Source organism: Veillonella montpellierensis DSM 17217, from assembly GCF_000426745.1.
Classification (GTDB): domain Bacteria; phylum Bacillota; class Negativicutes; order Veillonellales; family Veillonellaceae; genus Veillonella; species Veillonella montpellierensis.
In genome coordinates this window covers 40647-63968 of sequence record NZ_AUFY01000001.1, presented here as the reverse complement: position 1 = coordinate 63968, position 23322 = coordinate 40647, and the positions used below count along the sequence as shown (strand labels likewise).

At 35.3% G+C, this 23322-nt stretch carries 20 protein-coding genes, 1 tRNA gene and 1 riboswitch; all 21 genes read left to right on the top strand.

What is annotated here, in order from left to right:
- The first annotated feature begins 56 nt into the window (after positions 1-56).
- The 21 genes from rpsB (at position 57) to K357_RS0100210 (ending at position 23225) form a co-directional block, all read left to right on the top strand.
- Positions 57-758: a 30S ribosomal protein S2 gene (rpsB, locus tag K357_RS0100315; protein ID WP_028256917.1), complete on the top strand. Its 702-nt coding sequence runs from the start codon at positions 57-59 to the stop codon at positions 756-758.
- Positions 759-844: 86 nt separating this feature from the next.
- Positions 845-1525: a translation elongation factor Ts gene (gene tsf / locus K357_RS0100310; RefSeq protein WP_028256916.1), complete on the top strand. Its 681-nt coding sequence runs from the start codon at positions 845-847 to the stop codon at positions 1523-1525.
- A 67-nt stretch (positions 1526-1592) separates the two neighbouring features.
- Complete coding sequence (pyrH, locus tag K357_RS0100305) at positions 1593-2324, top strand: UMP kinase (protein ID WP_028256915.1); 732 nt, start codon at positions 1593-1595, stop codon at positions 2322-2324.
- A complete protein-coding gene (gene frr / locus K357_RS0100300; RefSeq protein WP_028256914.1) occupies positions 2324-2884 on the top strand; it encodes a ribosome recycling factor in 561 nt (186 codons plus the stop codon). The genes pyrH and frr overlap by 1 nt, the downstream gene beginning before the upstream one ends.
- Positions 2884-3141 (top strand): hypothetical protein, encoded by a 258-nt coding sequence (locus tag K357_RS0100295; RefSeq protein ID WP_028256913.1) that lies wholly within the window; start codon positions 2884-2886, stop codon positions 3139-3141. Before frr ends, K357_RS0100295 begins: the two co-directional genes overlap by 1 nt.
- Positions 3116-3880, top strand: coding sequence for an undecaprenyl pyrophosphate synthase (locus K357_RS0100290; RefSeq protein WP_028256912.1), 765 nt, complete (start codon positions 3116-3118; stop codon positions 3878-3880). The genes K357_RS0100295 and K357_RS0100290 overlap by 26 nt, the downstream gene beginning before the upstream one ends.
- Positions 3881-3883: 3 nt before the next feature.
- Positions 3884-4702 (top strand): phosphatidate cytidylyltransferase, encoded by an 819-nt coding sequence (locus K357_RS0100285; protein WP_028256911.1) that lies wholly within the window; start codon positions 3884-3886, stop codon positions 4700-4702.
- Positions 4703-4773: 71 nt separating this feature from the next.
- Positions 4774-5928, top strand: coding sequence for a 1-deoxy-D-xylulose-5-phosphate reductoisomerase (locus K357_RS0100280; RefSeq protein WP_028256910.1), 1155 nt, complete (start codon positions 4774-4776; stop codon positions 5926-5928).
- 8 nt (positions 5929-5936) lie between these two features.
- On the top strand, positions 5937-6950 hold the full coding sequence (rseP, locus tag K357_RS0100275; RefSeq protein WP_028256909.1) for an RIP metalloprotease RseP: 1014 nt from the start codon (positions 5937-5939) through the stop codon (positions 6948-6950).
- Between the two features lie 25 nt (positions 6951-6975).
- Positions 6976-8055, top strand: coding sequence for a flavodoxin-dependent (E)-4-hydroxy-3-methylbut-2-enyl-diphosphate synthase (ispG, locus tag K357_RS0100270; RefSeq protein ID WP_028256908.1), 1080 nt, complete (start codon positions 6976-6978; stop codon positions 8053-8055).
- A 4-nt stretch (positions 8056-8059) separates the two neighbouring features.
- Entirely contained in the window at positions 8060-9778 is a 1719-nt protein-coding gene (locus tag K357_RS0100265) for a proline--tRNA ligase (protein ID WP_028256907.1), read from the top strand.
- A 356-nt stretch (positions 9779-10134) separates the two neighbouring features.
- Positions 10135-10953 (top strand): PHP domain-containing protein, encoded by an 819-nt coding sequence (locus K357_RS0100260; protein WP_028256906.1) that lies wholly within the window; start codon positions 10135-10137, stop codon positions 10951-10953.
- A gap of 30 nt (positions 10954-10983) precedes the next feature.
- Positions 10984-11847, top strand: a complete 864-nt coding sequence (locus K357_RS0100255; RefSeq protein ID WP_028256905.1) for an Asp23/Gls24 family envelope stress response protein — start codon at positions 10984-10986, stop codon at positions 11845-11847.
- A gap of 17 nt (positions 11848-11864) precedes the next feature.
- Positions 11865-13187: a tRNA (N6-isopentenyl adenosine(37)-C2)-methylthiotransferase MiaB gene (gene miaB / locus K357_RS0100250; protein WP_028256904.1), complete on the top strand. Its 1323-nt coding sequence runs from the start codon at positions 11865-11867 to the stop codon at positions 13185-13187.
- A 383-nt stretch (positions 13188-13570) separates the two neighbouring features.
- Positions 13571-14365 (top strand): class I SAM-dependent methyltransferase, encoded by a 795-nt coding sequence (locus K357_RS0100245; protein ID WP_028256903.1) that lies wholly within the window; start codon positions 13571-13573, stop codon positions 14363-14365.
- Between the two features lie 261 nt (positions 14366-14626).
- Positions 14627-14797: riboswitch (cobalamin riboswitch) on the top strand.
- A 587-nt stretch (positions 14798-15384) separates the two neighbouring features.
- Positions 15385-15469, top strand: a tRNA-Leu gene (locus K357_RS0100235).
- Between the two features lie 105 nt (positions 15470-15574).
- Positions 15575-18874 carry a transcription-repair coupling factor gene (mfd, locus tag K357_RS0100230; RefSeq protein ID WP_028256902.1) on the top strand — a complete coding sequence of 1100 codons (3300 nt, stop codon included), beginning with the start codon at positions 15575-15577 and terminating at the stop codon, positions 18872-18874.
- Between the two features lie 12 nt (positions 18875-18886).
- Positions 18887-20467, top strand: coding sequence for a putative polysaccharide biosynthesis protein (locus K357_RS0100225; protein WP_028256901.1), 1581 nt, complete (start codon positions 18887-18889; stop codon positions 20465-20467).
- 244 nt (positions 20468-20711) lie between these two features.
- Positions 20712-21542, top strand: coding sequence for a nucleoside triphosphate pyrophosphohydrolase (gene mazG, locus K357_RS08445; protein WP_051211919.1), 831 nt, complete (start codon positions 20712-20714; stop codon positions 21540-21542).
- A 28-nt stretch (positions 21543-21570) separates the two neighbouring features.
- Entirely contained in the window at positions 21571-21867 is a 297-nt protein-coding gene (locus K357_RS0100215) for an HU family DNA-binding protein (RefSeq protein WP_028256900.1), read from the top strand.
- A gap of 197 nt (positions 21868-22064) precedes the next feature.
- A complete protein-coding gene (locus K357_RS0100210) occupies positions 22065-23225 on the top strand; it encodes an MGDG synthase family glycosyltransferase (RefSeq protein ID WP_028256899.1) in 1161 nt (386 codons plus the stop codon).
- The last annotated feature ends 97 nt before the right edge of the window (positions 23226-23322 follow it).

Below are 23322 nucleotides of genomic sequence, written 5' to 3'. Positions count from 1 at the left end.
TTTTGAGTGGCCCGGAGGATGAAGTTGCGGAGGTTTAGTAACAGGAGGTAACTACCATGTCAGTAGTATCAATGAAACAATTATTAGAAGCCGGTGTTCATTTCGGACATCAAACTCGTCGTTGGAACCCTAAAATGGCGAAGTATATTTTTACAGAACGCAATGGTATTTATATTATTGACCTTGCAAAAACAGTTAAAAAAGTAGAAGAAGCATATGCATTCTTGCGCGACGTTGCTGCTAACGGCGATGTAGTACTTTTCGTAGGTACAAAAAAACAAGCTCAAGAATCTATTAAGGACGAAGCCATTCGTGCCAACATGTTCTATGTTAATGAACGTTGGTTGGGTGGTATGTTAACTAACTTTAAAACAATTGAAACTCGTATTAAACGTTTAAAAGAATTAGAAACAATGGCTGAAAACGGTACATTTGAAGTATTACCTAAAAAAGAAGTTATCGGTCTTCGCCATGAAATGGAAAAATTAGAAAAATACCTTGGTGGTATTAAAGATATGCCTAAAATGCCAGGAGCATTGCTAGTTATTGACCCTAAAAAAGAACGTATTGCTATTGCAGAAGCTAAAAAATTGGGTATCCCAGTTGTTGCTACTGTAGATACTAATTGTGATCCTGATGAAATTGATTTCCCAATTCCAGCTAATGATGATGCAATTCGTGCAGTCAAATTATTAGCCGGTAAAATGACCGATGCTATTTTGGAAGGTCGTCAAGGCGAACAGGTTGAAGAAGCTTAATAGATAAGACTATACTATTTTTATGACTTAATATAATTAAGGTAAGGATAATCCTTACCTTAATTAGTGTAATGGAGGATAATAGAATGGCGATTACAGCTGCTCAAGTAAAAGAATTACGTGAAACTACTGGTGCAGGAATGATGGACTGCAAAAAAGCATTGACTGAAACTGATGGAGATATGGCAAAAGCGATTGATCTTCTTCGTGAAAAAGGGTTAGCTGCTGCCGCTAAAAAAGCTGGACGTATTGCTGCTGAAGGTGTTGTTGCATCTTATATTCATGGCGGCGGACGTATTGGCGTATTAGTAGAAGTTAACTGTGAAACTGACTTTGTTGCTAAAACAGATGATTTCCAAGCATTGGCAAAAGATATTGCTATGCAAATTGCTGCTACTAATCCAGCATATTTAAAACGTGAAGATGTGCCAGCAACTGTTATTGAGCATGAAAAAGCAGTTCTTCTTGAACAGGCTAAGACAGAAGCAGAAGAAGACGTTAAAGCTGGTCGTAAACCAAAACCTGCGGCAGTATTGGAAAAAATGGTTAATGGCCGTATTGAAAAATATTATAAAGAGAATTGCTTATTGGAGCAAGTATTTATTAAAGATGGTGACAAAACAGTTACTGATATCATTAATGAAAATATTGCAAAAATCGGTGAAAACATTAACGTACGCCGTTTTGTTCGTTATGGTTTAGGTGAAGGCCTTGAAAAACGTAATGATGACTTCGCAGCAGAAGTAATGGCATTCGCTGGTAAGTAAGATATAGATAAGAGAACACCGAATAGTGTTCTCTTATTTTTGCAATATAGTAGAGGAGTAACATAAGATGTCAAAAAAACGTGACTTTAAACGGATTGTATTAAAATTAAGTGGTGAAGCATTAGCTGGTGAACAAGGATATGGTATTAATCCAGTAACTGTAGAAGAAATTGCTAAGGAAATTGCTGCCTTGGCTAAGAATACAGACTTGGAAATTGCTATCGTTGTAGGTGGTGGTAATCTCTGGCGTGGATTAGCTGGAAGTAATAAAGGCATGGATAGAGCCACTGCTGATTATATGGGGATGCTTGCGACTGTTATGAATTCGTTAGCTCTACAAGATGCATTGGAACAAGCTGGCGTTGATACACGTGTGCAAACAGCTATTGTAATGCAAGAAATTGCGGAACCATATATTCGCCGTCGTGCAATTCGTCACTTAGAAAAAAAACGTATCGTAATTTTTGGCGCGGGCTTAGGTAAACCTTATTTCTCTACTGATACAACTGCTGCGTTACGAGCAGCTGAGATTGAAGCTGATGCAATTTTAATGGCTAAAAAATTTGCAGATGGTGTATATGATTCTGATCCAAAAATCAATCCAGAAGCTAAGAAATTTGAAGAACTTACTTATATGGATGTTATTAGTAGAGAATTAAAAGTGATGGATGCTACATCTACAACTCTATGCAAAGATAATGATATTCCTATTGTAGTATTTAGTATGGATATTCCTGGTAATATCACTCGTGCTGCAATGGGTGAAGACGTTGGAACTATCGTAAGAGGTGAGAAATAATGGAATTAAATGAATTAGTAACACAACAAGAGATTCGTATGGATAAAACGATCGATGCTATGAAACACGAATTTGCTTCGATTCGGACAGGCCGCGCTAGTACATCTTTATTGGACAAGGTTATGGTAGATTATTATGGTACACCTACACCAGTTAATCAAGTAGCTAACGTATCTGCCCCAGAACCAAGAATGATCATTATTGCTCCATGGGATAAATCTATGATTGGGGCTATTGAAAAGGCAATTTTACAATCAGATTTAGGTCTTAATCCCAATAATGATGGTTCGCAAATTCGGTTGGCTATTCCTCAATTGACAGAAGAACGTCGTAAAGAAATTGTAAAAGTTGTTCATAAAAAAGCTGAAGATGCTAAAGTGGCGATTCGCAATATTCGTCGCGATGCCAATGATGCTATTAAAAAAGAAGAAAAATTAAAAACAATTACCGAAGATGTAGCTAAAGATGGCCAAGATAGAATTCAAAAATTAACAGATGCAAAAATCAAAATGATCGATGAATTAAAAAATGTGAAAGAAAAGGATGTTTTAGAAGTATAATGAATATTTCTGAACATATAGTAGGACTACCTTGGCAGCTTGTGAAACCTATTTTGCAGGCTGCTTCTATTCCATTTAAAGTAACTATAGGTGGTTCGTTTAATCGGTTTTTTGATGTTTCTGAACAAGGATTTTATGTGGGTCGTGTAACTTACCAGGATGGTGAATGGCACATTTTACTATATAGGCCTATGATTACTAGTAATTTTCAAGACTGCAAAGAGGTAGAATATGCTAAAGAAATTTTTAAAACCTAAGAGTGTAGTACAGAAAAATCTTGACCCTAATAACATACCAAAACATGTGGCTATTATTATGGATGGTAATGGTCGATGGGCTAGACGACGTGGCTTACCTCGTGCAATGGGACATCGAGCAGGAGCAGATACACTGAAAACAATAGTAACTGCTGCTGATAAAATTGGGATTAAAGCGTTGACAGTGTATGGATTTTCTACAGAAAATTGGAAACGTCCGTCTAAAGAAGTGTCGCTATTAATGACATTAATTCATGAATATTTAAGCCATAATATGGAGGATATGCATTCTCATAATGTTAAAATTCGCTTTATAGGGAATATCGGTGAACTAGCTCCTGAATTACAAAAAATTATTCATGATGCCGAATTATTAACTATGAATAATACAGGCCTTACTTTACAATTGGCTATCAACTATGGCGGTCGTGCTGAAATTGTGAGTACTATGAAAGAAATAGCCTCTGATGTAAAAGCAGGATTATTAGACGTTAATGCTATTACAGAAGAGTATGTAGGATCAAGATTATGGACTAAAGAATTTTCTGATGTAGATTTATTAATTCGTCCAAGTAAAGATTATCGAATTAGTAATTTTTTATTATGGCAATTAGCTTATGCAGAATTTTGGTTTACTGATCTGCATTGGCCGGAATTTACAGAGGCTACATTACGTGAAGCTGTATGGGACTTTCAACAGCGAGAACGTCGCTTTGGTGGCTTAAAAACAGAGGAGTAAAGGATGCTTAAAACACGAGTTATTACCGCTTTGATTGGCTTTATAGTTGCTATCTTTGCGATTACTACAGGTGGAAACATCTATGATGGGTTAATTATCTTATTGGCCTTGATTGGATGGAGAGAATTTATCACTATGATGGCGAATAATAAAATACATCCTCCCGTATTAGGAGGTTATATTTTAGCAATCATTATTCTTGCTTCTATAGCTATGCATGCGTTTAGCATAGCTATTACTGTAACTTTGATGTCTATATTTCTTGGGGGATTATTATATATTCTTAAGCCAAAATCTTATACTATTAGTGATATAGCACATGCTCTATGGGGCTTGTTATATATTACTCTTGGATTTGGGGCTTTATTAGTATTGCGTCAAAATGAAATCTACTCGTTTTTTAATATACCAGTTGTATCTACTAATATGGGCGAACTTGTATTATGGCTACTATTGTTTTGTACATGGGCTAGTGATACATTTGCCTATTTTTCAGGGCGTGCGTGGGGAAACCATAAGATTGTTCCCCTCATTAGCCCCAATAAAACATTAGAAGGCTTTGTGGGTGGATTTATTGGTTCTATTATAACAGGAACTATATTGGGATTAATTTTTAATTTTCCTATACATATAGGTTTTTCTATAGGTATATTAGCAGGCATTTTTGCTCCCTTAGGAGATTTAATGGAATCAAAGTTGAAACGAGATTGCCATGTGAAAGATTCAGGTGTGTTACTTCCTGGTCATGGTGGTGTATTAGATCGTTTTGATAGTTTGCTATTTACAGCACCACTAACAGTTATATATTTATTTTTTGTTTAAATAGGTTTATTATTCTAATGTTTATCATTAGTGTAGTTATGTCACTATTGCGTATATAAGAAGGATAGCATATGAAATTTTTAAGTATTCTAGGTAGTACAGGATCTATTGGAACGCAAACATTAGATGTAGTATCGCAGCATCCTAATTTATTTAAGACGGTAGCGTTAGTTACTTATCATAATATTGATTTGCTGGAAGAACAAATTAATAAATTTGCCCCTATTATGGCAGGTGTAGTTGATGAAGAGGCGTATCGCTTATTAAAATCACGATATACAGGTAATACGCGATTAGTATGTGGTAAAGAAGGGTTGATAGAGGCAGCTACTTTATCAGAAGCAACAATGGTAATTACAGCTATTGTTGGTGCAGCAGGTATCGAACCTACTGTGGAAGCTATTAAGCATCATAAAACGATTGGCCTAGCTAACAAAGAAACCTTAGTAGCAGGAGGCCCTTTAATTACATCATTAGCACGAGAACATGGTGTAGATATTTTGCCAATCGATAGTGAACATAGTGCTATTTTTCAGTGTTTAGAAGGACAACAGAGAGATAATGTAGATAAATTGATTATCACTGCATCTGGTGGTCCTTTACGAACTTGGACATCAGAAAGGATCAAACAAGCTACTGCTAAGGACTGTTTACAACATCCGACTTGGAATATGGGCAATAAAATAACTATAGATTCAGCGAGTCTTTTTAATAAAGGATTAGAAGTTATTGAAGCCCATTGGCTTTTTGGCTTTGATTTTGATCATATTGATGTAGTAGTACATCCGCAAAGTATAGTGCACTCAATGATTATGATGAAAGACGGTGCTATATTAGCACAATTGGGAAATCCAGATATGCGTGAGCCTATACAATATGCATTGACATACCCGAAGAGAGAAGCATTGTCTATGGATACATTGGATATTACTAAAGCATTAACATTAGAGTTTATGCCCCCACGGTATGATGATTTCCCAGCACTACGATTAGCCTTTGAAGTGGGACGCCAAGGCGGTTTTGCACCTGCTGTATTTAATGCAGCAAATGAAACAGCTGTATATGCATTTTTAGATGACAAACTATCATTTCCTCAAATTTATAGTACAGTTGTAAAAGTACTAGAATCCATGGAGTCTGCTGCTGAATTCACATTAGAAAATCTGTTGGCCATTGATAGATGGGCAAGAGAAAAAGCACAGTTTATTATAGATAGAGATAATTAGGAGACTATATGACAACGATTTTAGCTACCATATTTGTGTTTGGTATTATTGTGTTCATTCATGAATTTGGACATTTCATTACTGCTAAAGCTTCTGGTATGCAAGTCGATGAATTTGCTATTGGATTTGGGCCTGCCTTAGTAAAAGTACGAAAAGGAGAAACATTATATTCTATTCGTCTGATACCTTTGGGTGGCTATAATAAAATAGCAGGTATGACGGATGAAGAGGAATTGAATGAACGTTCTTTTTTAAACAAATCTGTATGGAAACGATTTATTGTTATTGCAGCCGGTGCTGTTTTCAATTTTTTGTTAGCCATAGTACTATTTTTCTTGGTATTTCTTTGCGTAGGTCAACGACAAGCATCTAATGAACCGCTTGTAGGGTCTATTGCAAGTGGTAGTCCAGCTGCGATTGCACATATGCAAGTGGATGATCGGATTATTTCTATAGGTGACAAATCTATTGCAGCGTGGACAGATATTGCTAAGGCTTTAGAAGGTAAAAGTAAGAAAGTAGTTACTGTTGTAGTTAAGCGCGGGGATATGCAAGAATCTCTATCATTGATTCCAGTAGAACAAGATGGAAGAGTTCTTATAGGTATTATGCAAAAGCCTGTATATACATCATTTTCCTTTGGCGAGGCAGTTACACATTCAGTGACATTTACAGGGCATACAATTTATGATATGTTGCATGGATTGTGGGCTATGGTAACGGGGCAAGAGAAAGCCGAGTTATCTGGACCGATTGGTGTATCGAAAATGGCTGGAGAAGTGGCGGCTATTAGCTTCGCAAGCTTAGTCTACTTTACAGCTATTTTAAGCTTAAATTTAGGTGTTATCAATTTATTGCCCTTGCCAGTCCTCGATGGAGGCCATTTAATTTTATTGATTATTGAGGGGGTTACGGGTAAAAAATTACCTTCAAAAGCTTTACAATACATACAAATGACGGGAGTGGCTTTATTATTATTGTTATTTCTTTATACGACGATAAGTGATATCAGTCGTTTATGATATCTAATATCTAGGAGTATATGCTATGATTGTAAGAAAACAAACTAATGGTATTCATGTGGGGCCAGTTAAAATTGGTGATTTTTCACCAATTAGTATTCAGTCAATGATTACTACGAATCCAATCTATACAGACAAAGCAATTGCGGAAATTAATCGATTAACAGAGGCAGGCTGTGAAATAGTTAGAGTGGCAGTTCCTACTATGGAAGCCGCTAAGTCATTAGAGATTGTTAAAAAAGGTATATCAATACCACTTATTGCAGATATTCATTTCGACTATCGATTGGCACTACAAGCCATCGATAGTAATGTCGATGGTTTACGAATTAATCCAGGGAATATAGGAAGTATAGATAATGTGTTAGCCGTAGTGGAAAAGGCGAAACCAAAACGGATTCCTATTCGTATTGGTGTGAATGCAGGATCATTACCTAAGCGCATTCTAGAAGCTTATGGTGGACATCCTACTGCGGATGGTATGGTGGAAACAGCACTTGAACATGTTCGCATTTTAGAGAAATTAGACTATAAAGAGATGAAATTATCTATCAAAGCTACTGAAGTGCCATTGATGATAGAAGCATATCGCAAATTATCAGATAAAGTACCATATCCATTGCATTTAGGGGTTACAGAAGCAGGAACTATAAAGCAAGGTACTATTAAATCCGCGATTGGAATTGGTGCTTTATTAGCTGACGGTATTGGGGATACCTTACGGGTATCATTAACGGGCGATCCAATTCACGAAATTGAAGTGGGACGAATGATAGTAAGCTCATTGGGATTGAGAAATTTTGGAGCTACTATGATTTCTTGTCCTACTTGTGGCAGATGCCAAGTTAATTTATTTAGTATGGCAGAAACTGTAGAACAACGACTAGCATCTATTAAAGAACCAATCAAAGTAGCGGTTATGGGGTGTGTAGTAAATGGACCAGGAGAGGCTCGAGAAGCTGATTTTGGTATTGCTGGTGGTAATGGACAAGGTATCGTATTCCGCAAAGGTGAAGTTATAAAAACTGTTCCAGAACACCAATTAGTTGATACATTATTTAATGAAATTAATACATATTTAGAGATGAAGGAAAAGGAGTCATAGGTTTATGTTAGCCAGCAAATTATACGCACCAACGTTGCGTGAAGTGCCGTCAGATGCTGATGTTATTAGTGCACAATATATGTTACGAGCAGGATTTGTTCGCAAAGTAGCAGGAGGCTTATATACTTTTTTGCCATTAGCGTGGAAATCTCTTAGAAAAATTGAAGCTATTATTAGAGAAGAGATGGAAGCATCGAATGCACAGGAAATTATGATGCCTATTTTGCAACCTGCAGAAATTTGGCAAGAATCAGGACGTTGGCCAGTATATGGTGCAGAAATGATACGTCTTACAGATAGACATCATCGTGATTACTGTTTAGGGCCAACGCACGAAGAAATGGTAACTACACTGGTGAAGAATGAGATTAATTCATATCGTCAATTGCCAGTTAATTTATACCAAATACAAAGTAAATTTCGTGACGAGCGCCGCCCTAGATTTGGATTAATGCGTAGCCGTGAGTTTATTATGAAAGACGGGTATTCATTTGATAGTGATGAGGATGGATTAGACATATCATATCAATCTATGTATGATGCGTATAATAGAATTTTTTCCCGCTGTGGTTTGTACTTTAAACCTGTTGAAGCAGATTCAGGAGCTATTGGTGGTAGTAATAGCCATGAATTTATGGCATTAGCTGACGCAGGTGAAGCTGATGTTATTCATTGCACATCTTGTAATTATGCGGCTAATATTGAAATTGGACAACCTGGAGTTATCAAACAAGAGGAAGAACCATTACAAGAATTATCTATTGTTTCTACACCAAATGCGAAAACTATTGAAGCTGTAGCTATGCAATTAGGCATTCCTACTACACGTACGATCAAGGCTGTAGTATATAGTATTGATGGTAAAGTTGTGTTAGCTATGGTTCGCGGTGATCACGAGGTTAATGAAATCGCTGTTCAGCATGCAGTCAATGGAATCTTAGAACCAGAAATGGCTACTGATGAGCAAATGGAGAACGTAGGATTAGTTGCTGGATTTATTAGCCCTGTAGGATTAGTGGCAACAGATAATTTATCGATTGTAGTGGATGAATCTGTTATGGAAATGTATAATTGCTGTGGTGGTGCTAATCAAAAGGATGCACATTACATTAATATTAATCCAAAACGTGATTTTAACACAGAAGAGATCATTGTTGCACCAATTCGCTTAATTACAGATGAAGATGTATGTCCTCACTGTGGAAAAGAACTTCGCATTGACAAAGGCATTGAAGTAGGACAAGTATTTAAATTAGGAACTAAATATTCTGAGGCGTTAGGTGCTACATTTTTGGATAATAGCGGTAGACCAAAACCATTAGTGATGGGCTGTTACGGTATTGGGGTGACTCGTACATTAGCGGCAACGATTGAACAAAGCCATGATGAAAATGGTATTATTTGGCCTCGCTCTATTGCACCATTTGAAGTAGTTATTGTACCTATTAATGTGAAAGATGAAGCATTAATGGATATTAGCACAAAGATATATACTTCTTTACAGTCATCAGGCATCGATGTTCTTTTAGATGATCGAAAAGATCGGGCTGGTGTGAAATTTAAAGATGCAGACTTGATTGGATATCCATTACGTATTACAATTAGTAAGCATACTATTGAAACTGGTGAAGTAGAAATAAAAACAAGAAAAACGGGTGATGTAGTTAATGTGAAAATTGATGAAGTCATTACTTCTACAAAAGAGCTATTATCTACATTATAAGGAATAGGAGGAGCTGTAGCAGATCAGCTCCTTTACTTATGCTTAAAGTTTGGCACGTATTATTTTCAAGCAATAAATATCATTATATGGATATAGAGTTTTATATAAAGATATAGATAGGTTGAGACTAGTTTTATTGTGATAGCTTTGTGTATATTGAATGCTTGTAGTATAGTTGCTAGATACTAATTATTCATAATGCTAAATATACATAATGCGATAATGAGATAAGGAGAATTAGTCATATAATTAGAAAACTCTTTTATAGAATATACTAGTCGGCCATATAGAATCTGACTAGACTAGCTATATATGATAGAATATACATAGATATGGTTCACTATAAGGAGGACAATATGATTGTAGACTTTCATATGCATTCAACCTATTCTGATGGTGTATATACACCGAAAGAATTAGTATCATTTGCAGAACATGGTCAATTAGGCATGATAGCATTGACAGATCATGATGAAATAGCAGGTATTAAGCCGATGAAAGCGTATGCTACCTCCATTGATATTGTTACAGGTGCTGAGTTTAGTGCAGATTATAAAGGAAAAGATATACATGTTTTAGGATATGGATTTAATTGTGATGATCGAGAGTTGCGAGAGTATATTTCGTACTATCAGCAGGCAAGAAGACAGCGAATTAAAGCTATGATTGATTTATGTCAAAAAGCAGGTTATTGTATTGACTATGATGAACTGGTAAGATTATTTCCAACTACAAAAGCGTTAGGCAGACCTCATGTAGCACAATTGCTGATTAAAAAAGGATATGCAGAATCGATTAATTTTATTTTCAAGCACATAGTAAATCCATCAGGTCCTTGTTATGTACCTAAAGTAAAAACCTCTGTTGAACAAGTAATCGAACAAATTCATCATGCAGGAGGATTAGCTGTGTTAGCACATCCTAAGTTAATTCACAATGATACTTATGTAGAAGAATTGTTACACTTTTCATTTGACGGGATTGAAGTGTATCATAGTAAACATGATGATGAAGATGTGAAGCGTTATCGTATAGTAGCAGAACAACGAGGGTTATTAATAACTGGAGGATCTGATTTTCATGGTATCAACCATACATGGCCTACTTATATAGGGGAATATACGGTACAGAGTCGAGATGTAGAAAAATTTATACAAGTTCTAAGAACTATATAGATACGGTAATGATTGAATCGAGGTATTACTATGGAAGTAATTGCATTTGTTGGTGGCAGTGGAACGGGGAAGAGTCATCGTGCATTAGTAGTAGCACATGAGAATCAGATAGAATGTATTATTGATGATGGTATTTTGATTTATCATAATAAAATAGTGGCAGGTACATCTGCTAAAAAAGAAGCAAGTCGATTAAAAGCGGTTCGACGTGCTATTTTTCAGGATAAAAAACAAGTAGCATCAGTAAAACATAAATTAGATGAAATTCAACCAAAACGATTGATGATTATAGGTACATCCGATAATATGGTACAGAAAATTGCTAATGCATTAATGATACCAGCACCGAGTCGATATATTAGAATTGAAGATGTGGCAACGCCTAAAGAAATTGAGAGAGCACAATATGCTAGATTAAAAGAAGGTAAGCATGTTATTCCTGTGCCAACTATGGAATTAAAACCGCACTTTAAAGGATATTTAATTGATCCTATTAAGTCTATTTTTAGACGTAGAAGTTTAAAAAAACAAGATCCTTCCACAATTGGTGTAATTGGATCCGAAGGATTTGAAAAGTCTGTTATTAGACCTTCTTTCAGTTATTATGGAAGACTTACTTTTGCAGATGAAGTGATTATTGAGCTTATAAAAAATGGAGTTCGCAAAGTTTCAGGTGTTGTTGATACGAATGATATTAAGTTTAAAAAGGTGGATAAAGGACCCAATGGGTTATCGATAGAATTATCAGTTACCATTGAATATGGGCATATTGTTAAAGAATTAATGCAAAAAGTACAGAAATCGATACAATATGAAATTGAATATATTACAGGAATGTCAGTAGAACGTATGGCTATCAAGGTTAAAGGAATTGTGGAAAGGGCACATACGTAATAGATAAGGAGTTATGAATGAAGTCATATTATATTTTTACCTATGGTTGTCAAATGAACGCGGCTGATTCAGAACGGTTAGCCCATCAATTAGAGGAGGTAGGATATATACCAACTGATGATGAGAAACAAGCAGATCTTATCATTTTAAATACATGTGCAGTGCGAGAAAATGCTGAACTAAAAACATATGGACGTATTGGAGAATTAAAACATTTAAAAGCTAAGAATCCTGATTTGATTATTGCTGTTACAGGTTGTATGGCACAAAAAAATCAAGCTGAAATGTTTAAACGAGCGCCACATATTGATATTGTATTGGGAACTCATAATATCCAACATATTAATGAAATGATAGCAGAAGTGAAGCGTACTCACAGACATCAAATTAATGTGGATATGGATAATACAGTGTTGCCTGAATTAAAAGCAAAACCTAATGGCACTTTTAGCGCGTGGGTACCCATTATGAATGGATGTAATAAGTTTTGTACATACTGTATTGTTCCTCATGTGCGTGGTAGAGAAATTAGTAGACCTGTAGAACTGATTGTAAGCGATGTAATGGAATTGGGAAGTAAGGGGTTCAAAGAAATCACTTTATTAGGACAAAATGTGAATTCCTATGGCTTAGACTTTCATGATGGTACTGATTTTGGGACTTTAGTGCATGCGTTAGATGGAATCCCTGGAATTGAACGCATCCGTTACATGACGAGTCATCCGCAAGATATGACACCTGACATGATCCGGGCTATTGGAGAATCTTCTAATATGGTGACGCATTTACATTTGCCAGCTCAATCAGGGTCAAATAGAATTTTAAAGAAAATGAATCGTCATTATACAGTGGAACATTATAAAGAGTTAATTAGCTGTGCAAGACAATATATAAAAGATGTGGTATTAACCACAGATATTATTGTTGGCTTTCCTGGAGAAAGCAATGAAGATTTTGAAAAAACAGTACAATTATTACGTGATGTTCAGTATGATATGGCATATACATTTATATTTTCAAAAAGGTCAGGTACACCAGCTGCCATTATGGAAGATCAAGTGCCAGAGGAAGTTAAGCGGGTTAGATTGCAACAACTTATGGATGTACAAAATGAAATTTCTTTGCGAATCAATAAAGAAATGGAAAATAAAGTATTTGACATTATTGTAGAAGGGCCTAGTCAAAAAGACCCATCTATGTGGTTTGGCCGTACATCAGGAAATAAGATGGTGCTATTTTCTCGAGAAGATTCTATTTCTATAGGGGATACTGTAGAAGCACGTATTGATAAAGCACAAACTTGGGTTCTATACGGTACAGTTGTGAATAAAGGAAAGTAACCATTTCGCATAATAGATTTATATATAACATATTATATAAATAAAATTAATATAATAAATTGTTTTTTTTGATAGATGATATATACTATAGGTAAGTAGTGTATAGATATAGTAATTCGTTAAGTAGCAGTCTTTTGGTATGGTAACTGTGTTACTATTGTATTTAGAAATTAAGTAGATAAGAATAGGGATACTTTATTAGAGACTTGATAATAAGTGTTGTATGTCTAATCCTATTAGTATAGTTGCATTTGGTGTTGATGATAAATAGGATATGACATATATATTATTATGTTTGTATATAAGTATATAACGATGATTCTAAATAGTATAATTTCGTAAGTATGAACAGAAGTAATTTATCATATAAAGGAGTGTTACCTATGAAAGATGATTTGAGCTATATTAGTAAAACGGCGCTATTAACTTTGTATGTACGAGCAAAGGATTATGAATCTAATAGGTCAGTTTTACATGATGAACAATCTTGGAGAGCGTATCGACAAATAAAGCCCACAGAAGATTTATTTTCAGTACATAAGGGTTGGAAGAGCTATTATGGAATATTAGGAAGAGCCAGAGTATTTGACCAAGAGATTACTAAGTTTATTCATCAATATCATAATGCGATTATCGTATCATTGGGCTCTGGATTAGATACAGAATTTTACCGCGTAGATAATGGGCATATTGATTGGTATAATATTGATTTTCCCAATGTTATAAAAATTAGAGAAGAACTATTTGAAGAACATCCGCGAGTACATAATATTGGAGCATCGATTCTTGATCAAGCATGGATTAAAGAAATTAAAAGAGACAATCGACCATTATTATTTATTAGTGAAGGCGTTTTGATGTACTTATCAGAAAGTGATGTGCAAAAATTTCTGTATATATTGACAGACAATTTCAAAGGGAGTACTGCGTATTTTGATTTTGTCTATAGAGGATTAGTGGGACGCGTTAAGCATCATGATACATTGCGTGATATGTCAGTTGAATTTACTTTTGGCGTAAAGGATGGCAGTGAGATATGTACATTAAATTCTAATATTAAACAAATAGGATTAATTAATTTTACTAGTAGCATGATGTCATTAGTGCCAGGGTTTAAAAAGATAATGTATCCTATCATTTATTTGTTAAATAATAGAATGGGGCAATACGAAATATAGTTTAACACGAGCTATGCTATACAATAATTGCTATAGCATGGCTCATATTTTTAGATTCTATAGATAATGGTAATATAAAAATATTTATTTGCATGATATAAATGCATACTTGAAAAAAACAATATATTTATTGATATTTCTATTATTTCTTATATAAAAGAGTAGTATTCGTTTCTTTTTTTGTAGTAATAGATGATAAATTTGCATAGAAAAACTCTTTGACAGTAGAGAGGAATAGAGATATAATAAGCACATAAAAACAATACATATTTGGGAGTAGGTGCTGAAAAGCCTAACAGAGAAGTCGGTGAAATGCCGACACGGTCCCGCCACTGTATGGTTGAGCGAGTTTGATTATGTCACTGGGAAACTGGGAAGACCAAATGAGCGTTGAAGCCGAGTCAGGAGAACTGCCTATTCATCATTCACCATTTGACCTACGAGCGATAGGGAGGAGAATTTATTCCTTTTTTGACGCATGGTTAAAAGAGGATTTTTTTATCGTCTTTACTGTGTTGACAATCATGGCTTAGTAGTTTTGTGGTGTCACCAAATTGGTATTACCACGCTTGCGTGTTAATATAAGTCATGATAAATGTAAGGGCGTACATTATCATCATCATCCGGCACCGACTTTTAATAAGTCGGTGCTCTCCTTTTATAGTATTGATTAAGTTGATCTAGCACATAGGTCTATATGTTATGGATAGAATAGAAAGTTTGTTATGTCCTATAAAAGGATTAATACATCTTTCTATTTTTTATCGTTTGTGTATGTACGTATTAGTTAAATGACTAAATACTAGGCTGCTATAGTTTTAAGATAAATTTTATGGTCTTAGAGTAAGTATAAAAAAGTAATACATGTAATAGTTAATATAGGCACATGCACTTAATTTATATATACGGACATGGGACAGTAGAAATAAGGCTTATTTGTGTTAAAATTACGTGTATGATTTGCAGTAAAAAATGCTTGACGATTATATAGGCTTATGATAATATAATCATGTTGGTACGCGGGAGTGGCGGAATTGGCAGACGCACCAGACTTAGGATCTGGCGCCTTACGGCGTGGGGGTTCAAGTCCCTTCTCCCGCACCACTTTTTAGTTAGATAATTTTACGTATATAGATAACACAATAGACAGTGTTGGTATAAGCATAGACAGTTGGCTGTCCATGCTTTTTTTATTTATATGAGGCTAATATGACTGATATAGAATCGTTGTTATACCAAAACCATTCTTATAAAGAGGGAATAGAGGCATTTGGTCATACAGGTAATACTCTATTATATGGTATGAGTGGTTCACAAAAAACTTTTATGTATAGTCATGCTATGAAATTACATGGCATGATTCCTACAATTATCGTTGTTCATGATAAAGAACATAAAGAATTATGGCAACGAGATTTGGCGTGTTTGTTGCCTACTAGTAGGGTGCTGGCATTTCCTCATATCGAGCAAGTTACATTTTCTACGATAGCTCGTAGTATGGAAAGTCAAGCAAAACAGATGGAAGCATTGTGTATGCTTCAAGCAGAAAAAAATATTATCGTTATAGCTGATGCAGAGGAAGTATCTCAGTTTGTAGTATCCCCTGAAGAATTAGCACATATGAGTATTACTTTAGCATGTAATAATGAGATAGCTAGAGATGAGCTATTAGAACGAGTGGTGGCAATTGGATATGAACGAGTAGACCAGGTGGAACAACGTGGTCATTTTGCCGTACGCGGAGATATTATTGATATTTATTCTGTGAATAATGATTTGCCATATCGTATTGAACTGTTTGGTGATGAAATTGATACCATTCGCACCTTTGAAGTAGAAACACAACGCTCTGTGACTCATATTGATGATTGCATGATAACACCTATTAAATTAGCTAATACAGAGAGCAAAAGCTCTTTATTGTCCTATGTACAGCAAGGTTTGATTATTTTTGATGAACCAGTACGTATTCAAGAATCGTTAAAAAAGTATTTAAAAGAAGATAGTACGCATCATACGTTTCATTATGATTGGCATGGGTTGACGAAAACCATTACATCTCCTACACAAGTGGCATTTAGTTTTATGCAACAGCGTTCCATTGGACTAAGTGGATTTTCGCCAATTGGTATTCAGGGAAAAGCAATGACAAGCTTTGAGCGACAAGTACCATTGTTGATGGATGAAATTAAACAATGGCATGCATTGCAGTATCAAGTAGTATTAGTTATGCATAATTTACAGCGACGTGAAGGCATTGAAAGAGCTTTACTAGAAGAAAATATTAAGTATAAATTATCGGATACATGGACAACAGAAACTGGTATAGTTACTATTTGGGATGGCTTATTAACAGATGGATTCGAATTCCCGCATAGTCGATTTGTAGTTATTACAGAAGGCAATATTTACGGACAGCAAAAGAAACGATTGCGGCGAAAAGCAGAAAAAGGACAAGATATTAAGTATTTTACTGATTTATCAATTGGTGATTATGTAGTTCATACTGTACATGGTATTGGAAAATATTTAGGTTTAAAAACAATTGAAACAGAGGGCATTCATAGAGATTATATTGAAATAGCTTATGCAGGTACAGATCGGTTGTTTTTACCAGCCGATAATTTAGACCAATTACAAAAATATATAGGTAATGAAGGGGATACACCACGTATACATAAAATGGGTGGTAGAGATTGGCAACGCATTAAAGCGAAGGCACAAAAATCTATTGATGAGTTAGCAGAGCGATTGGTTAAAATTTATGCACAACGTGAGATTTCATCAGGATTTGCATTTCTGCCCGATCAACCATGGCAACAAGAATTTGAAGAGGCGTTCCCTTATGAAGAAACAGAGGATCAATTAAGGGCGACAGCAGAAATAAAAGCCTCTATGGAACAACCAATACCGATGGATCGATTGCTATGTGGCGATGTAGGCTTTGGTAAAACTGAGGTGGCCATGCGAGCGGTTTTTAAAGCTGTTATGAGTGGTAAACAAGTAGCTGTACTCGTACCAACTACTGTATTAGCACAACAACATTATCAGACTTTTTTACATCGTTTTTCACCATTTAGTATTCGTGTAGAAGTTATGAATCGCTTTAAAAGTTTAAAAGAACGAAAGACGATTATACAAGCGACTAAAGATGGACAAGTCGATATATTAATTGGCACACATTCATTGCTTAATAAGAAGATTGCTTTTAAAGATTTAGGCATGTTAGTGGTTGATGAGGAACAGCGATTTGGTGTGGCGCAGAAAGAAAAATGGAAAAGTTGGGCGCATACTATTGATGTGTTAACATTGAGTGCTACACCAATACCTCGTACGTTACATATGTCGTTAGTAGGGGTAAGAGAAATGAGTGTCATTACAACACCACCAGAAGATAGGGTTCCGATTCAAACCTACGTGGTGGAATATGATATGTCATTAATTGTGGATGCCATTCGTCGCGAATTGCAACGAGGTGGACAAGTTTATTTTGTGTATAATCGCGTAGCATCTATTGATCATATGGCTGAACTATTAGAAGGAGCATTACCCGATTTACGATTAGCCATTGCGCATGGGCAGATGTCGGGGACAGAAATGGAACATATTATGACCGATTTTTACGAAGGTCATTATGACTTACTTTTATGTACTAGTATTATTGAGACTGGGTTAGATATACCAAATGCGAATACAATTATTGTGTATGATGCGGATCATTTAGGCCTATCTCAGTTATATCAAATGAGAGGACGTGTGGGACGCTCACATCGAAGAGCTTATGCGTACTTTCTATATAGACCAGATAAAGTCTTAACAGAAGCAGCAGAAAAACGGTTAAAAGCGATTGAAGAATTTACTGAGCTGGGAGCTGGGTTTAAACTTGCTATGCGGGATTTAGAAATTCGAGGAGCAGGCAATTTATTAGGCGCGCAACAGCATGGAAATATTGCTTCCGTTGGTTTTGCTATGTATTGTACAATGCTTGAAGAGGCAATTAGTAAAGTACAAAATAAAGAAGTTACAGAAGAGGTTGCACCACCTCCAGACCCAATTATTGATTTAGGTGTTGATGCATTTATAGATGATGCGTATATTAAAGATAGTGCTAGAAAAATTTCTATTTATCAACGATTGCTATATATAAAAACAGTAGAGGCATTAGATGATTTGATGGATGAGATGATTGACCGATTTGGAACACCGACGGAACCTGTGAATCGATTGCTCAAAATTGCTATGATAAAAGAACGAGCTCGATTGCTAGGCATTCATAGTATTATACATCGAGATAATACGTTAATTATTCAATGGTATGATGATAGCAAAATGACGCATTGGGATATGGCATCTGTTAGTGAATCGATGTGGAAACGGATTAGGTTGTTAGATACAAAACCAACATCAGCGCATGTCATTCTTGATGGTATGACTACTTCTATTATTACTATGACAGATAATGTGTTAACAGAGCTAGAACGCCGAATTGATGCATCAGTAGAGTCATAGCTAGGAGGATTTATGAATCGATTTTTAAAAGGTGCTATGATTTTGACATTGGCTGGTGTGATTGTTAAAGTTATAGGCGCATTTAGTAAAGTATTGATTGCCCGTATCTTAGGTGGTGAGGGAATTGGTTTATATCAATTAGCCTATCCTATTTATCAGATTATTGTGAGCATATCTACAGCGGGAATTCCAGTGGCTATTTCAATCATGGTGGCAGAACGGTTAGCTAATCAAGATATACGTGGAGCTAATAAAGTATTTGCTATATCTTTAGTTATGTTAGCGGGACTAGGTGTTATCTTTAGCGTGGGTCTGTATAATTCGGCTCAATGTATGATAGATTTTGGTTGGGTCCGTGATGAACGGGCGTTATTCGCTATAGAGTCCCTATCACCGGCTATTTTATTAGTCACCATATTAAGTTGTTTTCGTGGTTATTTTCAAGGCTTTCAAAATATGTTACCTACGGGTATATCTCAGATTTTAGAACAATCATTTCGTGTTGTTACTATGGTGGCATTAGCCTATATTTTATTGCCGAAAGGATTAGAATTTGCAGCAGCAGGGGCTACATTTGCTACTTTCCCAGGTATTATAGCAGGACTAGGAGTATTGCTATATTTTTATTATCGACAACGTACTTATCGCAAATCATTGCTATTGCAACAAAAAGATATTAGTACATCAGGATCTTCTGTATCCATTGTAAAAGAATTGTTTTTCTTAGCCATACCAGTTTCTATGGCAAATATTATGATGCCTTTAGTATCAGGTATTGATATGTTCATTGTGCCAAATCGACTCATCGAAGCGGGATATCCGATTCAAGAAGCAACTACTTTATATGGATATTTAACAGGAATGGCTACAAGTTTAGTTAATTTGCCGATTATTTTAACTACATCATTAGCAGCTAGTTTAGTACCAGCCGTGTCAGAGGCATATGCATTAGGCCGTATAGAAACGATTCATGAAAGAACCAATACAGCCTTAAAGATTGCTAATTTAATTACGATTCCCGCTTTCGTTGGATTATGCGTATTGGCTATACCTATTTCACAATTACTATATGCTACACCTCATGCAGGGCCACCAATAGCAGTTATGAGTTTAAGTATTTTTTTCCTCGGTATTCAACAAGTTACAACAGGAATTTTGCAAGGACTCGGTAAAACAGCTATACCAATGATTAATTTATTGCTTAGCACAGTGGTAAAAGTAATACTGAGTTGGTATTTAATTGTAGTTCCTGAACTAGGTATTAATGGTGCTGCTTGGGCTACTAATATTGATTTTGGATTAGCAGCTGCACTTAATGTATATTTTGTTAACAAATATGTAGGATATAGACTGGATATTAATAATGTGTGTAAAATTATTATATCGGCTATGGCGATGGGTGGAGCTACTGCAGTAGGATATCATTTCTTGTCGTCACTCTTGGGAAATACACTAGCTGTTTGTATATCTATTTTAATAGCTATTATGATTTATTTAGCAAGTTTATGGATTACCAAAGCTATCAATAAAGAGGATATAACTACATTACCTATAATTGGTAATAAGTTTTCAGTTAGAGAAAGAAAAAAATAATCGCTTAGAGAGTATATAAAATTATGGGCCTAATCATATAGTTCAAGAGTTCAGCATAAGAGAACATGATTGATGTAGGTTTATTTAATGGACTGACTATGGAGCATTAGTGGTTTAATACATCATACATTTATGGGATTCTATATGAATGGTATGGTAACACATATATGCTGCACAGGAAGAGTGAATTCATTTTTGGTTAAGTAGGCATTCTTAGTATAATTAGAGAAGGAGAGAAGTATTCATGGATAGAGAAGATAAAGATAGGGACCTGTCCTTGAAAGAACTATATGGTATTATTAAAACGTTGCGTTCTCCAGAGGGATGTCCTTGGGATCGTATGCAGACGCATAGCACATTGCGACGATATTTTTTAGAAGAAGTGTATGAGTTATTAGAAGCCATTGATAATAAAGATATAGATAATCTGCGGGAAGAATTAGGTGATGTACTACTGCAGATTTTATTCCATTCTGCATTAGCAGAAGAAGAAGGTTGGTTTACAATTCAAAATGTGATTGATGATGTATCGAAAAAGATGATTCACCGTCACCCCCATGTGTTTCATAAAGATGGGCATGAAAAATTAGACGGCTTTACAGCTTCGTGGGAAGAATTAAAGGCACAAGAACAGGGTCATGAAAGAAAATTTTTATTAGATGGTGTTTCAAAGGGACTTCCTTCTTTATTGCGTGCTCAAAAATTACAAGAAAAGGCTAAAAATGTAGGTTTTGATTGGTTAGAAGAGAGTGCAGTATGGGAAAAATTTTATGAAGAAATTGATGAATTTAAAGAAGCAATTCATCAAAAAAATCAAGAAAATATAGAATTAGAGGGGGGAGATGTACTTTTTTCCTTGATTAATCTCTTTAGATGGTATAAAATAAGCGGAGAAAATGCATTACGCCGTACAAACAATAAGTTCCAACGTCGTTTTACTTTTGTAGAACGATGTGTACAAGAAAGTGGCAAGGGCTGGGAAGAATTTTCTCTCGCAGAACTTGATGCGTTTTGGAATAAGGCGAAAATGCTAGAGCAAGAACATTCTACACAGCTAATAGCTGATGCTGAATGAGTATATTTGATTTTAAGGAGGTTCTGTCATGAATAAAACAGAATTAATCGCAAGCGTAGCTCAAAAAACTGAATTAACTAAGAAAGATGCTGAAAAAGCAGTCAAAGCTGTATTTGACACAATTGCAGAAGAATTGACATCTGGTGAAAAAGTACAAGTAATTGGTTTCGGTACTTTTGAAGTACGTGAACGTCAAGCTCGTGAAGGTCGCAATCCTCAAAATGGTAAAACTATTACTATCCCAGCTTCTAAATCTCCTGCATTCAAAGCTGGTAAACAATTAAAAGAACAAGTTAACGTAGTTGTTAATAAACGTAAAAAATAATTTTACTATTAGTTTTGTGTAGAATTAGTGTAAATAAAGAGAGTTATCTGTTATTATAAACGATAACTCTCTTTTTATATCAGTGAAGATTTTGATTTTATGAGATAGGCTGTGTGAATTGTCTTTATATTGATAGGATACTTGTTAGAAATAGAGTGATGAAATATGATATAATGCTTTCAGAGAGGAAGTCGGATATGGACCATGAAATGCAACGAAAAGTTTTAATTGTATCAGCATCAATTGGTACAGGGCATACACAAGCAGCTCGTGCTATTGAGGAATACTGGTTAGAAACTGAACCAGATGCACAAATTTTACACGTAGATTTTTTATCGACCGATACATTGTCTTTTGATAATATTTTAAAGGAAACATACATCAAGATGATTGATGTGTTTCCTATGCTTTATGATTTAATTTATCGTCTTTCACAAGGTGAACGAAAAGGTGGTATGGTACAGACCTTATTATCATGGATTTTAAAAAGTCGTATGCTAAAGCTGATCACTAAGGAAGAACCTGATGTAGTTATTTTTACACATCCCTTTCCATGTGGCGCTGCATGTATTTTGAAGCGACAAAATTTGATTAATATACCATTAATCGGTGTGATTACGGATTTTACTAGCCATCAATTTTGGATGTATCCACAAGTAGACTCGTATTATGTGGCGATTGATTCGATGGTAGACGAGATTGCTCGTTGTGGTATTGATAAAGAAAAAATTCATGTAAGTGGTATTCCTGTGCGACGTTCTTTTTTTAGGGATGCTATCCATCATTATGAACTTAAACAACCTGTACGTATTCTAATTATGGGAGGCGGATTAGGATTAGGTTCTGTAGAAAGTGCACTTAGACGACTTGATGATATTCAAGGCGTGGATGAATTAGTTGTTGTAACAGGGCAGAATACTGCGTTATATGATGCTTTACATGATATGCAAGGTGAATTACATACGCGTACTAAAATTTATGGATATATGACTAATATTTCTGATATTATGAAGAATGTTAGTTTATTGGTTACAAAACCAGGCGCTTTAACTTGTATGGAAGCTATTACGATGGGATTACCCATGGTATTTTTTAATGCTATACCCGGTCAAGAAGAGGCGAATGCAGCTTTCTTAGAGGGGAAAGGCTGTGCTAGATGGGCTCGAGATATTCACAATTTAGAAGATGTAGTGACGGCATTATTAATCAATCCTCAACGACTACAACAGATGTCACAGTGTTCCTTAGAATGGCATGTAGATGGAGCAGCGAATATTGTTCATTCAATTATTAGCTTATTGGATGTAAAAAAAACTAATCTTTCATCGGCTAGACCAATTTCAGAGACATTTGTTTAGGGCTTTACTATATATTGTTTATATGTTTGCAATATATATTCAAAAGAGGGATATGAATATAAAAAGGAGTTGTTATGAAGATACTACTTCTCATAAC